Source organism: Vibrio sp. FE10 (assembly GCF_030297155.1).
Lineage (GTDB): Bacteria > Pseudomonadota > Gammaproteobacteria > Enterobacterales > Vibrionaceae > Vibrio > Vibrio apostichopi.
Genome location: NZ_AP028067.1, coordinates 508,488 through 522,333 on the forward strand (window position 1 = coordinate 508,488; position 13,846 = coordinate 522,333).

Genomic DNA, 13,846 nt, shown 5'->3' on the forward strand with positions numbered 1-13,846 from the left:
GCAGTGTCGGAGGTACTCACTTACTAACGTAAGCTCCGTGCCTCCTCCTTGCACTCAATACGTCACAGCTTAGCTTCATAAAACTTACTGATATTAAAAAGAGTCGCTTAGGCGGCTCTTTTTGTATGTGAATAATAAGGTTTTGATAGCGTCATCCTCGAGAGTGAGGTACGAGCGAGTCGGGGATCTTTCGAACTAACAAAAGAGCAGATTCCCTATCTAATTCGTTCCTCATTGTAGGGAATGACGGTAAGGACATAGAAGGAACACCATCATATGAAAAGAATCCATATTGTAGCGGGCATTATCTTCAACCAAGATAAGTCACAAGTATTTATTACTAAGCGCCCAGACGACAAGCATAAAGGCGGCTTCTGGGAATTTCCTGGTGGAAAAGTAGAAGCGGGCGAAACCATAGAGCAAGCGATGGCCCGTGAACTTGATGAAGAGATTGGCATTAAGGTGACAGAACAGTCTTTGTTTGAACACCTTGAGTTTGATTACAGTGATAAGTCACTTAAGTTCGATTTCATCCTTGTGACCGATTTCGAGCAACAGCCTTATGGTAAAGAAGGGCAGCAAGGTGAATGGGTCGATCTTGAATCATTGAGCCAATACGCGTTCCCTGAAGCAAATGTGCCAATTTTAGAGCGAGTAATAAAAGAGTTTTCGTAATTGCTAGCCTGAGTTTGAGATTGTTGTTAGTTTAAAGAGATTAATCGAATGAACGTTGCTGCGACAGATGAGCAGTGACGGTAACCAAAACAATGGAGATATTCGCAGTGGTAAGAATTGCAATTGCAGGAGCAGCTGGCCGTATGGGTCGTAACTTGGTGAAAGCCGCTCACCATAATTCAGAAGCAAGCGTTGGTGCTGGTTCAGAGCGTCCAGAGTCATCTTTGGTCGGTGTTGACGTTGGCGAGTTATGCGGTGAAGGTCGTTTTGATGTAGCTCTAGTTGATGACCTTTCGAAAGCGATTGAAGAGTTTGACGTGATCGTCGACTTTACCGCACCTGTGAGCACATTAGCGAATATTGAACTTTGTAAGCGTCACGGTAAAAAACTGATCATCGGCACTACTGGTTTCTCTGAAGAAGAAAAGCAGGTTATCGATGCAGCATCAAAAGAGATGTCTATTGTAATGGCACCAAACTACAGCGTTGGTGTGAACCTAGTATTTAAGCTGCTAGAAAAGGCCGCTAAAGTGATGGGCGATTACTGTGATGTTGAAATCGTAGAGGCTCACCACCGTCATAAAGTCGATGCACCTTCTGGCACTGCGATTGGCATGGGCGAAGCGATTGCTGGAGCGATGGGCAACGAGCTCAACGATGTCGCTGTATGGTCACGCGAAGGCATTACGGGCGAGCGTACAAAAGATGAGATCGGTTTTGCGACAATTCGTGCCGGTGACATCATTGGTGAGCATACCGCTATGTTTGCTGATATTGGCGAGCGCGTTGAAATTACCCATAAAGCAACGGATAGAATGACCTTTGCCAATGGTGCGATCAAGGCGGCTGTTTGGTTAAATGACAAGCCAGCAGGCTTTTATACCATGACGGATGTCCTTGGTTTGAATGACCTGTAAATAGATATTTATGCGCTGGCAATTGCCGGCGCTTTCTTTATTTACCGCTTTTCCCCACTTAAACTCCTCTTGGTTACTTTCTTCTTATTCTCTAATTTTCCTGATTAGAACTGCATTTAGCTATTGTTTATAGCTGCTTCGTCATTATTTTTGGTTTAAAGCTTTAAATTTATATGTTTACTCATTGTATTTATCGATTGCGTTTTGTTGGTGATATTTTTGCCACCTAATGGTGAGTGAAAATGACGGGTGAAAATTAGAAAATCGTAATATTCCTATTAATAGAGTATGAAAGTTGAACTTTTGAAGCTTTGATGGGGGAAATTGAATTAGTTCTTACAAATGTTTAATTTCTTTTGCGTTAAATGTTGACACGTATCACGCAGATCACTAAAATACCGCCAATTTGTCTAATTTCCATAAACACGCAGTTTTTGGTGTTGCAGGAAGGTAGATTTGCAAATTAAATCAATTTTAATGCATTTTTATTTCTGGAGGTTGTCTTGAAGAAGTCAGCACTACTCGTCCTAGAAGATGGGACAGTATTTCACGGTGAAGCCATTGGCGCTGTAGGTTCTGCAGTTGGTGAAGTCGTTTTTAATACCTCGATGACGGGGTACCAAGAAATCCTCACTGATCCTTCCTATTCTCAACAAATCGTTACCCTTACTTACCCTCACATTGGCAATACCGGAACCAATTCCGAAGATGAAGAATCTTCTTCAATCCACGCTCAAGGCCTTGTGATTCGCGATCTCCCTCTAATCGCTTCTAACTTCCGTAATGAACAATCCCTTTCTGATTACCTTAAGTCGCAAAACGTTATTGGTATCGCTGATATCGATACTCGTAAGCTGACGCGTATTCTTCGTGAAAAAGGTGCTCAAAACGGTTGTATCGTAGCGGGTAACAATTTAGATGAAGCTTTGGCTCTAGCTAAAGCAAAAGAATTCCCTGGCCTGAAAGGTATGGACCTTGCGAAAGAAGTTACAACAAAAGAAGCGTATCAATGGAAACAAGGTTCGTGGACGCTTACGGGTGGACTTCCTGAAGCGAAAGCAGACTCTGAATTGCCATACCACGTTGTTGCTTATGACTTCGGCGCAAAACGAAACATCTTACGAATGCTTGTTGACCGCGGCTGCCGCCTAACGGTTGTTCCTGCTGAAACTTCAGCAGAAGAAGTACTCGCTCTGAACCCAGACGGTGTTTTCCTTTCAAATGGCCCTGGTGACCCAGAACCATGTACTTACGCAATTGAAGCAACAAAAGTGTTCCTAGAAAAAGGCTTACCAATCTTTGGTATCTGTCTAGGTCACCAGATTCTTGCTCTTGCGTCAGGCGCTAAGACAGTGAAGATGAAGTTTGGCCACCACGGTGCAAACCACCCGGTTAAAGATTTAGATCGTGATGTTGTGATGATTACTTCACAAAACCACGGCTTTGCTGCTGACGAAGAAACCCTTCCAGAGACACTACGTGCAACGCACAAATCACTATTTGATGGTTCTCTACAAGGTATTCACCGTACAGATAAACCAGCATTCAGCTTCCAAGGTCACCCAGAAGCAAGCCCAGGTCCAGAAGATGCAGCGCCGCTATTCGACCACTTTATTGAACTAATCAAACAGCACACAGCGTAATTCGGAGTAGTAGATAATGCCAAAACGTACTGACATTAAAAGTGTTCTAATTCTAGGTGCTGGTCCGATTGTTATCGGTCAAGCATGTGAGTTTGATTACTCTGGTGCTCAAGCTTGTAAAGCACTTCGCGAAGAAGGTTACCGAGTTATTCTTGTAAACTCGAACCCAGCGACAATCATGACTGACCCAGATATGGCTGATGCGACTTACATCGAACCTATCCAATGGGAAGTGGTTCGTAACATCATCGCTAAAGAGAAGCCAGATGCAGTTCTACCGACAATGGGTGGCCAAACTGCACTTAACTGTGCGTTAGATTTAGAAAAATACGGCGTACTTGAAGAGTTCGGCGTAGAGATGATTGGCGCAACTGCTGACGCTATCGATAAAGCTGAAGACCGCTCTCGTTTTGATAAAGCAATGAAATCGATTGGTCTTGAGTGTCCAACGGCTGATACAGCGAAAACGATGGAAGAAGCTTACAAAGTTCAAGAAATGGTTGGTTTCCCTTGTATCATTCGTCCATCGTTTACGATGGGTGGTACAGGCGGTGGTATCGCTTATAACAAAGAAGAATTTGAAGAAATCTGTCGTCGTGGTTTGGACTTGTCTCCAACCAACGAACTTCTAATCGATGAGTCACTTATCGGTTGGAAAGAGTACGAGATGGAAGTGGTTCGCGACAAGAACGACAACTGCATCATCGTATGTGCGATTGAAAATTTTGACCCAATGGGTATTCACACTGGTGACTCAATCACAGTGGCTCCGGCTCAAACGCTAACAGACAAAGAATACCAACTAATGCGTAACGCTTCTCTAGCGGTACTGCGTGAGATTGGTGTTGAAACGGGTGGTTCAAACGTACAGTTTGGTATCAACCCGAAAGATGGTCGTATGGTTATCATCGAGATGAACCCACGTGTATCTCGTTCTTCTGCACTTGCTTCTAAAGCAACAGGTTTCCCAATAGCTAAGATTGCAGCGAAACTGGCTGTTGGCTTTACGCTAGACGAGCTAATGAATGACATCACTGGCGGTGCAACGCCAGCATCATTCGAACCAACAATTGACTACGTAGTAACTAAGATTCCTCGTTTTAACTTCGAGAAATTTGCAGGTGCTAACGACCGTCTAACGACGCAAATGAAGTCGGTTGGTGAAGTTATGGCTATCGGCCGTAACCAACAAGAATCTCTACAGAAAGCACTTCGCGGTCTAGAAGTTGGCGCAACTGGTTTTGACGAAATGGTCGACCTAGATGCACCTGACGCTCTAACGACGATTCGCCATGAGCTTAAAGAAGCTGGTTCTGACCGTATTTGGTACATCGCAGACGCTTTCCGTGCTGGTATGTCAGTTGATGGTGTATTCAACCTAACGCAAATTGACCGCTGGTTCCTAGTTCAAATCGAAGACATTGTTAAACTTGAGCAAGAACTTAAAGCGAAAGGCTTTGCTGGTCTGAATAAAGACGAGCTAATGAAGCTTAAGCGTAAAGGTTTTGCTGATGCTCGCCTGTCTAAGATTCTAGGTGTGGCAGAAAGTGAAATTCGTCGTCTACGTGACCAATACGATATTCACCCAGTCTACAAGCGTGTAGATACGTGTGCTGCTGAGTTCTCTTCGGATACGGCTTACATGTACTCATCTTACGATGACGAATGTGAATCGAACCCAACAGACAAAGAGAAAATCATGATCTTAGGCGGCGGTCCAAACCGTATCGGCCAAGGTATTGAATTCGATTACTGTTGTGTACATGCATCTCTAGCACTACGTGAAGATGGCTACGAAACAATCATGGTTAACTGTAACCCTGAGACAGTTTCGACAGACTACGATACGTCTGACCGCCTGTACTTTGAACCAGTAACTCTGGAAGACGTACTAGCAATCGTTCGTGTTGAGAAGCCAAAAGGCGTTATCGTTCAGTACGGTGGTCAAACACCACTGAAACTGGCTCGTGAGCTTGAAGCTGCTGGCGTACCAATCATTGGTACTAGCCCAGACGCAATCGACCGTGCAGAAGACCGTGAGCGTTTCCAAGTTGCTGTTGACCGTCTTGGTCTTCTACAACCAGAAAACGCGACAGTAACAACAATGGAGCAAGCGGTAGAGAAATCTCGCGAAATCGGCTTCCCATTGGTTGTTCGTCCTTCTTATGTTCTTGGTGGTCGTGCGATGGAAATCGTATACGACGAGCAAGACTTACGTCGCTACTTCAACGAAGCAGTCAGTGTTTCAAACGAATCTCCAGTACTACTTGATAGCTTCCTAGATGATGCAATTGAAGTCGACGTTGATGCGATTTGTGACGGTGAGCGCGTTGTTATTGCGGGTATCATGGAGCATATCGAACAAGCGGGTGTTCACTCAGGTGACTCAGCATGTTCTCTTCCTGCTTACACGCTAAGCCAAGAAATCCAAGACGTAATGCGTGAGCAAGTTGAAAAGCTAGCGTTCGAGTTGGGTGTTCGTGGTCTAATGAATACGCAGTTTGCTGTTAAGAACAACGAAGTGTACCTAATCGAAGTTAACCCTCGTGCAGCACGTACAGTACCGTTCGTATCGAAAGCAACAGGCGCAGCAGTTGCTAAGATTGCAGCTCGTGTTATGGCGGGTCAATCGCTAGAGTCTCAAGGCTTTACGAAAGAAATCATCCCACCATACTACTCAGTGAAAGAAGTTGTTCTTCCGTTCAACAAATTCCCTGGTGTTGACCCACTATTAGGCCCAGAAATGCGCTCTACTGGTGAAGTTATGGGTGTTGGTGCAACGTTTGCTGAAGCATATTCTAAAGCTGAATTGGGTTGTGGCAACATCTACCCAGAAGGCGGCCGTGCACTTCTTTCTGTTCGCGAAGGCGACAAAGAGCGTGTTGTTGACCTAGCATCTAAGCTATCTAAGCTTGGCTACCAGCTAGATGCAACACACGGTACTGCAGTTATCCTTGGCGAAGCGGGCATTAACCCACGTCTAGTAAACAAGGTACACGAAGGTCGTCCTCACATTCTTGACCGTATCAAGAACAATGAGTACACGTACATCGTGAACACTGCAGCAGGCCGTCAAGCGATTGAAGATTCTAAAGTTCTTCGTCGTGGCGCATTGGCTGAGAAAGTGAACTACACGACTACGCTAAACGCTGCATTCGCGACTTGTATGGCGCACACTGCAGACGCGAAAACGTCAGTAACTTCAGTTCAAGAGTTACACGCACAAGTTAAAGCTTCTCAAGCTTAATTGACTCACGTGTATCGCTGTTAAGCGGATATAAATGCTCAAAGCCCACTCTTCGGAGTGGGCTTTTTTATGTCTGTTATCTGGTGTCGGTTAAATGGTGAAAATTTGGAATAGGTTACAATCTTGTGTTTCGTTGTTGATTGTTTGCTCACGGTGGTAAGTTGTCGCTACACGAGAATTTAAGGCGTTGGGTATATGGAAATCACTCTAGAAATATTGGCTATCTTGTTTGTTGTTGCAACGGCGGCAGGCTTTATTGATGCAATGGCTGGCGGCGGTGGGTTGTTGACTCTACCTGCATTGCTAGCGGCAGGAGTACCACCAACGCAGGCACTGGCCACCAATAAACTTCAAAGTTCTTTTGGTAGTTTCTCCGCCAGTTGGTACTTCGTACGCAACGGTATCGTGAACATAAAAGAGATGCGCCTTGCCATTCTCTGTACCTTTATTGGTTCCGCGATTGGCGCTGAGTTAGTGCAGCATATTGACGCGAGCTTGCTGACCAGCATGATCCCATTACTGCTTATTGCCATCTCTCTCTACTTCCTATTAGCACCACAAACCAGAGCGTCTGAGGGCAAACAAAAGATCTCTGAGGCGATGTTTGCTTTGTGCATTGGTGGTGGTGTTGGCTTCTACGATGGATTTTTTGGACCAGGAACGGGCTCTATTTTCACGGTTTGCTTTGTTGCTATCGGCCATTTCTCTTTAGTGGATGCCACGGCTCGTACTAAGGTTCTTAACTTCACCTCGAATATTGCAGCTCTAATTTTCTTTATTATTGCTGGTTTACCCATTTGGGAGCTGGGCTTAGTGATGGCGGTTGGTGGCTTTATGGGCGCTCAGCTTGGCGCTAAAGTCGTGGTGACAAAAGGGCAGAAGTGGATTCGCCCCCTTGTGATCGTGATGTCGATGTTAATGGCATCTAAACTGCTTTGGGAACAGCATCAACAATGGATTCTATCAGTATTTTAACTCGTGGGGACTGATAGCTATTTGGCCTAACACAGATATGAATCGGTCGAATTAACCCCTCTAATTCCGGAAAGCTAAATAGGTATTGAGGCTGAATATTGAGTGTCTTTACGATAGAGAGCGGGATCAAAGCAGGCCCTGCCCCCCCCAATGCTAGCTGGGCTGCCGCAGTGTAAGCATCCATCTCCATCAAGGGTTTGATGCCGAACTTTTCAAGCACAGATAACTGATACGAGTTTGCCGGATTCGTCATGTCGTTGGTAATGACTAACGGGGGAAGCTCAGTCAGTGGTGTTTGACTGACAATGTAGAATGGTTCGTCAAACAGGTGAAAGGTCATCAGTCCATGGTGTGGAGGCAGTAAGCCAGCGCACAGTCCCAAGGTCGCCTTACCCGATTGTACTCGCTCGATAATTCTTGGAGTATGGTTAGTGGTGATGGTGATGTATTTATCTTGTTGGATAAATTGCCCCATCATTTGCCCTAAATAACCTGCGATCAAAGATTTAGAGCTATCTAAGGTAATAAGGGTGGTGTCTTCCAACTCTTGTTGCTCATAGATAAGCCCTCTAAGCTCATTGAATGCAGGGCCGATACTCTCGATTAATGCAATCGCATCTGGCGTCAGTTTGATCTGTCGGCCACTCGGTTCTATGAGCTTTTTACCTAGCTTCTTTTCTAAATTCGCAATCCGTTTGCTGACCGCTGATTGGCTGATGTAAAGCAAGCTGCCGGTGCGGCTCATGGTCTTTGCTTTGCTCAGCACCAATAGAGTTTCGATTCCTTCGAGTAACATTGAGTGATATTCATGAAAGTTGGGAATGATTGAACCAAGTTACCTCAAACACCATTCATTCTCTAGTCTTGAGCTCATAGATATTAAGCAAGCTAGGTTCTTTTAACTAGATTCGCGATACGCTGACCAAAATAGAAAGCGGTTTTAAGGTCATTGCTGTTAATGTGACTATTCGTGCTCTCTGCCGTCTGATCATCACTGGCGACCAAACCAATACTTGAACCCGTGCGATTCAAACCTAAATCATCAATATGCTTTGAGATATCAAGCCCTGCCCAAATCATGCCATGCTGACAAGCCAGAGTGAAAAAGCTTAACAAGGTTTGTTGTTGCTCACCGTTAAGGCTACCTCCTGTGGTAAACCCAGCTGCGAGTTTATTTCGCCATGCTTTCTTACAATAGGTATCACTGCTCGCATCCATAAAGCTTTTAAACTGAGCAGCTGGTGAGCCCATGTAAGTCGGAGCACCAAAGATAATCGCATCACAGCTATCTAATGCTTTGAGCTTATCGTCATTGTCATATCTTCCTTCTATTACTTCAGAAGAGAGGACTTCAATGAGCAGTGCTGAGTTAGATTGTTGAGTGTTTACACCTTCAGCGATTGTCTCTGCGACTTGCTTGGTCGCTCCATTCTTAGAGAAGAAAACAATGCCTACTTTATTGATACTCATCTTGAGTTCCCTATTGTCAGTGTTAGTAAATAAAATTATTTATAAAGTGATTTGTTTACTAATATAGCTTGTTAGCCAGGTAAGTAAATAAAAAACCTTACTAACCTTTAAGCTAAGAGCTAAGAGCTAAGAGCTAGGAGCTATGAACTAACAAGCTAACTAAATTGAGAGTAAGGAAAGAAAGGGGATCTTTGAAGGGTGAAATTGAGGGTACAGTGATTTAAAACGGAATTAAAAAGGCTCCTTTGCGGAGCCCATTTCTATTTTGTAACGCTAGCCTATTTGATTGCGAAGGTAGGCAGTGACAAGTGCCAGCGAATAGCGCCAAGCCTAATCAATAGTGTCGTGAACACGCCGGCTAAAAAGGCCGTTTCTGAATCGTGCCCCATGCTAATTGCCATGGTATGGAAAGCGCCGCCAATGATACAAGCGGTCGCGTAGACTTCACTTCTTAGGATCATTGGAACTTCACGAGCAAGTACGTCACGGATAATGCCGCCACCGCAGCCTGTGATCACACCCATGATAATAGCAACCAATGCAGAGTCTTGATAAATCAGTGCTTTCTCAACACCAATGCCAACAAATACCGCTAAGCCGATCGCATCACATACTGGCAGGATCCACCAAGCCAGACGCTTTGGACGTCTTACTATAATCATGGTCAGCAAACAGGTGGTGATGATGACCCAAAGGTAGGTGGTATCGGTGATCCAAAACACGGGAGTTGCACCCAATGCCATGTCACGAATAGTACCACCGCCAATCGCGGTTACACTGCCTAAAACGGCGACACCAAAGGGATCCATCTTAAGACGGCCAGCGACAAATACGCCTGAGACAGCAAAAATGGCAGTGCCAAATAAATCGATAATATAAAGCAGCATGGAGTCCATGATACTGGTGCTCTTATGGTTGAAATTGTAGGGACAGGTCGGTGGCGAATTGTACGAAAAAACGCAGCAAATAGTTAGTGATTTTGCCTAGCTCTATCGAAGAAATCGCATACTTGTTGGATCGCTTTCAAAGTTCTCGTCGTCGGGCGATTAATCCAATCAGAGTTGAGTGACCAAATCTGATTTTGAGCGACTGCCGGGATCTCATCTTCCCAAGTTTGCCACATGGTTCCATTCTCAATTGCATGCTGAGAAGTGAAGATCACTTGTGGCTTCCTTAACACAACTTGCTCAATGCCAACTTGCGGGTAAGGGGAAGCACTGTCTTCAAAAATATTGTGGCCACCACAAAACTCAAACACCTCGCTTGGCCAGTGCCCTTGAGCGACGGTGATGATCGGCTTTTCACTGAGCTGATAAAAATAATTTACTGGCTCAGCATCTTTATATTTTAGTCTCAACGCGTTGAGCTGCTCTTTGTATTGCTTGGCATTATTCTCTCCAATACTCGGGTCACTGGAGTATTGGCTGAGTTGCTCGATATTGGTCGCAATGCTGTCTAGGCTTTTGGTTTTAGAGTAGTAAATATTAAATCCAAACTGCTCCAGTTTTGCGAGTTCTCTTGGCGGATTCCCAGCAGGCCACGCGAGAATCAGATCAGGTTGCAGGGCGATGATTTTCTCAACCTTGATGCCTTGGTAATTCGCCACTTTCTCTAGCTTGTCAGCTTGTGGTGGATAATCACTTCGCTCACTCACCGCGATTAGGTTGTCACCTAAACCTGCGCTGTAGGCGAGCTCAGTCGCATGAGGAGCAAGACTGATGACACGTTTGGCAGTCACGACTTCTGTTGCGTTCTCTGTTGCGAGGGAAGCGGGAGTCCATAAACAAAAGCTGAGACTGAACGCGAGGGCGGTACATCGTGTAATGAGTTGAGAGGGTTTCACTTTAAATCCCTTGGTGAATAATGAGTAAGACTAGGCTTTGTAAGAATATCCAGATAGCGATGCGGCCAAAAACCAGCTTTTGAACCTGTGACAAATGTAGGGCTGATGGAGCGATTCTGCCGCCTAATTTTGCACGAATGGCTTTGGTATTGTCGTAAATCGCAGGGCCGCCCAATGATAGCTCGAGCTTGTTGCCAACAGCGGTAACTAACCATGCTGGGCCGGGTAATGGCCAAGAACGACTCTGAACTAACATCATCTTAAACGTGTGTGTGGCTTTATCACCACATACGATCATCAAAGCAAATAAGCGCATGGGTATGAATTCTAGGATAGCGACAATCTTGATAGCCGTTGAGCCGAACGGAGAAAATCGCTTACGACTTGGTGACCACGCACGCGCTAACTCAACAATCAGGCGATACATTAAAGCGGCGACTCCACCACCAATGGCGTACCAGAACAACACACAAACCACATTACGAGCGTAACCCATGATGATGGTTTCAGCAGCGGCTTTGCCAAGCCCTAGTGATGACAGTGATTCAGTTTGACGATTAACAATAGGAGCCAATAACTGACGAGCGGCAGCTTTATCTTCTCGGCCAAGTGCTTTGATCAACTGATTAGCCAGCTTTTCATTATTGCGCCAATCAATGGCGAGTAATAACAGCGCTAATTCAAACAGTTGAGATTGCCAAACCAGTGGCTGCAGTGCCAATAGAATAACGAGTGCCGGCAAGACCATTAACCCCCAGGCTAATGTGCCCGAGATTAAGCTTTGGGAATAGTTTTGGTTGTTATTAACCTTGCTTGCTAAAAGCTCAGCAAACTTATGCCATAAGGTCGTGGGATGTGCGGCATGGGGGATAGGTAAAATTAAATGAAAAAGCAGTGCTCCCCACATTACAAGGAGCACGCCATTTGCAAATACCTGATCAAACAGTGTTTGCATGTCTAGTCGCTTACTTTAGTAGGGCAACCATTTTGATAACCATTTCAGAAGAGCTTTGTGCTGCTAGCGGCAGGAACTCTTCGAAGCTCATTGGTGATTCTTTGTCTGCAACGTCAGAGATTGCACGAACAACCACGAATGGTACTTGGAATTGGTGACAAGCTTGAGCGATAGCCGATGCTTCCATCTCTACAGCAACCACTGATGGGAAGTGCTTACGGATGAACTCTTGGCGTTCTGCTGTGCAAACAAATGCGTCGCCAGTACAGATAAGGCCACGAACGGCGTGCTTATCTTCCATTTGCGATAGCGCTTGTTCAGCAACAGCCATTAGCTTGTCATCTGCCTTGAATGCTGCAGGTTGACCAGCCATTTGGCCGATTTCGTAACCGAAAGCCGTTACGTCTGCATCGTGGTGACGAACTTCAGTAGAGATAACTACATCGCCAAGGTTTAGCGTTGAATCAAAACCGCCAGCAGAGCCAGTATTTAATACTACATCTGGTTGGTATTCGCTTAGCAGGATTGAAGTACCAACAGCCGCTGCTACTTTACCAATGCCTGATTGAAGCAAAACAACGTCAACACCATTTAGCTGACCAGAGAAAAAGGTACAACCGCCTTTATTAACTTCAGTAATGTCTGAAATTGCTGCTTTTAGGATCGCAACTTCTTGCTCCATTGCGCCAATGATGCCGATTTTCATGTGTAGTCTCTTAATAAAAATTATTTAAACAGTAGAGCGAAATTGTAGCATGGAAGAGAAGTGTCGAGCGACTGCCCTGAAGCACTTCTCATTCGAATAGCAGCGATTTATCTGTGTATTCTTTTATCTGACCCGTCCTGATATGGGTTGACACTTGATTGACTAAAACGCTCGATGTACTTCATCGGGCGTTTTGTATTTTAGAGCGGTGTGAGGCCTATATTCATTATAGATTTTTACTGATTCGGCGACCATTTTCTTTGCTTCATCTAAATCATTAGGCTTATTCAACAGATACTCCATCTTCAATATTCCGTTGATCCTCTCCGCCAACGCATTCTGATAACAGTCATAGCCATCAGTCATTGAGCAAGATACATCATACTGTCGATGCAACTCTTGGTATTCCACAGAGCAGTATTGAACACCTCGATCTGAGTGATGTACAAGCTCACCTGTATTCTTCCGCTCTTTCAACGCGTTTAAAAAGGCCTGCTTGACCGTGCGAGCTTTCATATCATCACCTATGTGATAGCCCACGATTTTTCTTGAGTAAGCGTCCGTCACTAAACTGAGATAAGTACTACCACACCGCGTTGCTAGATAAGTAATATCTGCAACCCATAATTGCTCTGGTCTTTCCGGTATTAAGCCTTCTTTGATTCGATTTGGATGGCAGTAAAAGCGATGATTACTGTTTGTGGTTCGATGATAAGCCCTTCGATTCGGCACTAATAATCGATTCATTCTCAGCAGAGAAAATAAGCGGTCTCGACCGATTTCAATATCATTCTGAGCAAGTAAATACTTGATCTTACGAGCCCCTATACGAGGGTGCATCATCCTTTGCTCCTTCACAAAACCGAGTACTGATTCATCTTTCTTTGTCTGATGAATTTCTGTAACACAGCGCTTGTAGAAAGCTTGTCGTGTAATACCGATGAAGTGACAAGCTTTAGTGACGGTCAACTTTCTGACCGTTTTTTCCTTAATAACTCGGCCTTGCGCTTCTTTGAGATTCGGACACCGAAATCTCGATCCATGACTTTTACAACCGCTTCAAAGAACTCAGCTTTGAGCTGAGTCTCTTCTAATTGCTGCTCGAGTTCTTTGATTCGTTGCTCTGGGGTTTGAGTTGAGGAAGAGTTTGACATAGTCGCTCCTAACGCTCTCGATTGTTCTGTTCCTTTAGACCAATCTAGTTGACCATGTTTGCGAAGCCAAACTAAAACGGTAGAGCGACCTTGGATCCCATAACGTTCTTGAGCTTGCTTATAAGTCATTTCGCCTTTTTCAACTTGGCTTACGACTGCCAATTTAAAGGCAAGAGAATAATCTCGTTGAGTACGTCTACTTGTTGTTTTCATGACACTCTCCAATTTCATGTTGGAAATGTGTCAACCATATTTAGGACG

At 44.8% G+C, this 13,846-nt stretch carries 12 protein-coding genes; 5 read left to right on the forward strand and 7 right to left on the reverse strand.

Annotated features, from left to right (window positions below):
- The first annotated feature begins 276 nt into the window (after positions 1 to 276).
- From mutT to QUF19_RS02355, 5 genes are all read left to right on the forward strand, one after another.
- Positions 277 to 675: an 8-oxo-dGTP diphosphatase MutT gene (gene mutT, locus QUF19_RS02335; protein ID WP_004734971.1), complete on the forward strand. Its 399-nt coding sequence runs from the start codon at positions 277 to 279 to the stop codon at positions 673 to 675.
- A 92-nt stretch (positions 676 to 767) separates the two neighbouring features.
- On the forward strand, positions 768 to 1,592 hold the full coding sequence (gene dapB, locus QUF19_RS02340; protein ID WP_017072828.1) for a 4-hydroxy-tetrahydrodipicolinate reductase: 825 nt from the start codon (positions 768 to 770) through the stop codon (positions 1,590 to 1,592).
- 503 nt (positions 1,593 to 2,095) lie between these two features.
- Positions 2,096 to 3,235, forward strand: coding sequence for a glutamine-hydrolyzing carbamoyl-phosphate synthase small subunit (gene carA / locus QUF19_RS02345; RefSeq protein ID WP_016783965.1), 1,140 nt, complete (start codon positions 2,096 to 2,098; stop codon positions 3,233 to 3,235).
- Between the two features lie 16 nt (positions 3,236 to 3,251).
- Positions 3,252 to 6,482, forward strand: coding sequence for a carbamoyl-phosphate synthase large subunit (gene carB / locus QUF19_RS02350; protein ID WP_004734974.1), 3,231 nt, complete (start codon positions 3,252 to 3,254; stop codon positions 6,480 to 6,482).
- A gap of 195 nt (positions 6,483 to 6,677) precedes the next feature.
- Positions 6,678 to 7,457 (forward strand): TSUP family transporter, encoded by a 780-nt coding sequence (locus QUF19_RS02355; RefSeq protein WP_286295570.1) that lies wholly within the window; start codon positions 6,678 to 6,680, stop codon positions 7,455 to 7,457.
- Here the strand turns inward: QUF19_RS02355 and QUF19_RS02360 are convergent.
- The 7 genes from QUF19_RS02360 to QUF19_RS02390 all read right to left on the reverse strand — a co-directional run bounded on the left by QUF19_RS02360 (position 7,408) and on the right by QUF19_RS02390 (position 13,798).
- Positions 7,408 to 8,253, reverse strand: a complete 846-nt coding sequence (locus tag QUF19_RS02360) for a LysR family transcriptional regulator (RefSeq protein WP_286295571.1) — start codon at positions 8,251 to 8,253, stop codon at positions 7,408 to 7,410. The two genes, QUF19_RS02355 and QUF19_RS02360, sit on opposite strands and share 50 nt — an antisense overlap.
- A 92-nt stretch (positions 8,254 to 8,345) precedes the next feature.
- Positions 8,346 to 8,927, reverse strand: coding sequence for a flavodoxin family protein (locus tag QUF19_RS02365; RefSeq protein WP_286295572.1), 582 nt, complete (start codon positions 8,925 to 8,927; stop codon positions 8,346 to 8,348).
- A 278-nt stretch (positions 8,928 to 9,205) separates the two neighbouring features.
- On the reverse strand, positions 9,206 to 9,823 hold the full coding sequence (locus tag QUF19_RS02370) for a TRIC cation channel family protein (protein ID WP_017106808.1): 618 nt from the start codon (positions 9,821 to 9,823) through the stop codon (positions 9,206 to 9,208).
- Positions 9,824 to 9,897: 74 nt separating this feature from the next.
- Positions 9,898 to 10,770 (reverse strand): vitamin B12 ABC transporter substrate-binding protein BtuF, encoded by an 873-nt coding sequence (gene btuF, locus QUF19_RS02375; RefSeq protein WP_286295573.1) that lies wholly within the window; start codon positions 10,768 to 10,770, stop codon positions 9,898 to 9,900.
- Position 10,771: 1 nt separating this feature from the next.
- Complete coding sequence (locus QUF19_RS02380; RefSeq protein ID WP_286295574.1) at positions 10,772 to 11,725, reverse strand: cobalamin biosynthesis family protein; 954 nt, start codon at positions 11,723 to 11,725, stop codon at positions 10,772 to 10,774.
- A 10-nt stretch (positions 11,726 to 11,735) separates the two neighbouring features.
- On the reverse strand, positions 11,736 to 12,431 hold the full coding sequence (gene mtnN, locus QUF19_RS02385) for a 5'-methylthioadenosine/S-adenosylhomocysteine nucleosidase (protein ID WP_286295575.1): 696 nt from the start codon (positions 12,429 to 12,431) through the stop codon (positions 11,736 to 11,738).
- A gap of 162 nt (positions 12,432 to 12,593) precedes the next feature.
- A protein-coding gene (locus tag QUF19_RS02390) for an IS3 family transposase (RefSeq protein WP_286295576.1) occupies positions 12,594 to 13,798 on the reverse strand; the annotation gives its coding sequence in 2 pieces (ribosomal slippage) (positions 12,594 to 13,411 and positions 13,411 to 13,798; 1,206 coding nt in all).
- Positions 13,799 to 13,846: the final 48 nt, after the last annotated feature.

Excerpts from the sequence above, each read along its gene's own strand:
- QUF19_RS02380 (WP_286295574.1), bottom strand. The coding sequence starts at position 11,725 with ATGCAAACACTGTTTGATCAGGTATTTGCAAATGGCGTGCTCCTTGTA.
- carB (WP_004734974.1), top strand. The coding sequence starts at position 3,252 with ATGCCAAAACGTACTGACATTAAAAGTGTTCTAATTCTAGGTGCTGGT.
- mutT (WP_004734971.1), top strand. The coding sequence starts at position 277 with ATGAAAAGAATCCATATTGTAGCGGGCATTATCTTCAACCAAGATAAG.
- QUF19_RS02370 (WP_017106808.1), bottom strand. The coding sequence starts at position 9,823 with ATGGACTCCATGCTGCTTTATATTATCGATTTATTTGGCACTGCCATT.
- QUF19_RS02355 (WP_286295570.1), top strand. The coding sequence starts at position 6,678 with ATGGAAATCACTCTAGAAATATTGGCTATCTTGTTTGTTGTTGCAACG.
- dapB (WP_017072828.1), top strand. The coding sequence starts at position 768 with ATGGAGATATTCGCAGTGGTAAGAATTGCAATTGCAGGAGCAGCTGGC.
- mtnN (WP_286295575.1), bottom strand. The coding sequence starts at position 12,431 with ATGAAAATCGGCATCATTGGCGCAATGGAGCAAGAAGTTGCGATCCTA.
- QUF19_RS02365 (WP_286295572.1), bottom strand. The coding sequence starts at position 8,927 with ATGAGTATCAATAAAGTAGGCATTGTTTTCTTCTCTAAGAATGGAGCG.
- QUF19_RS02360 (WP_286295571.1), bottom strand. The coding sequence starts at position 8,253 with ATGTTACTCGAAGGAATCGAAACTCTATTGGTGCTGAGCAAAGCAAAG.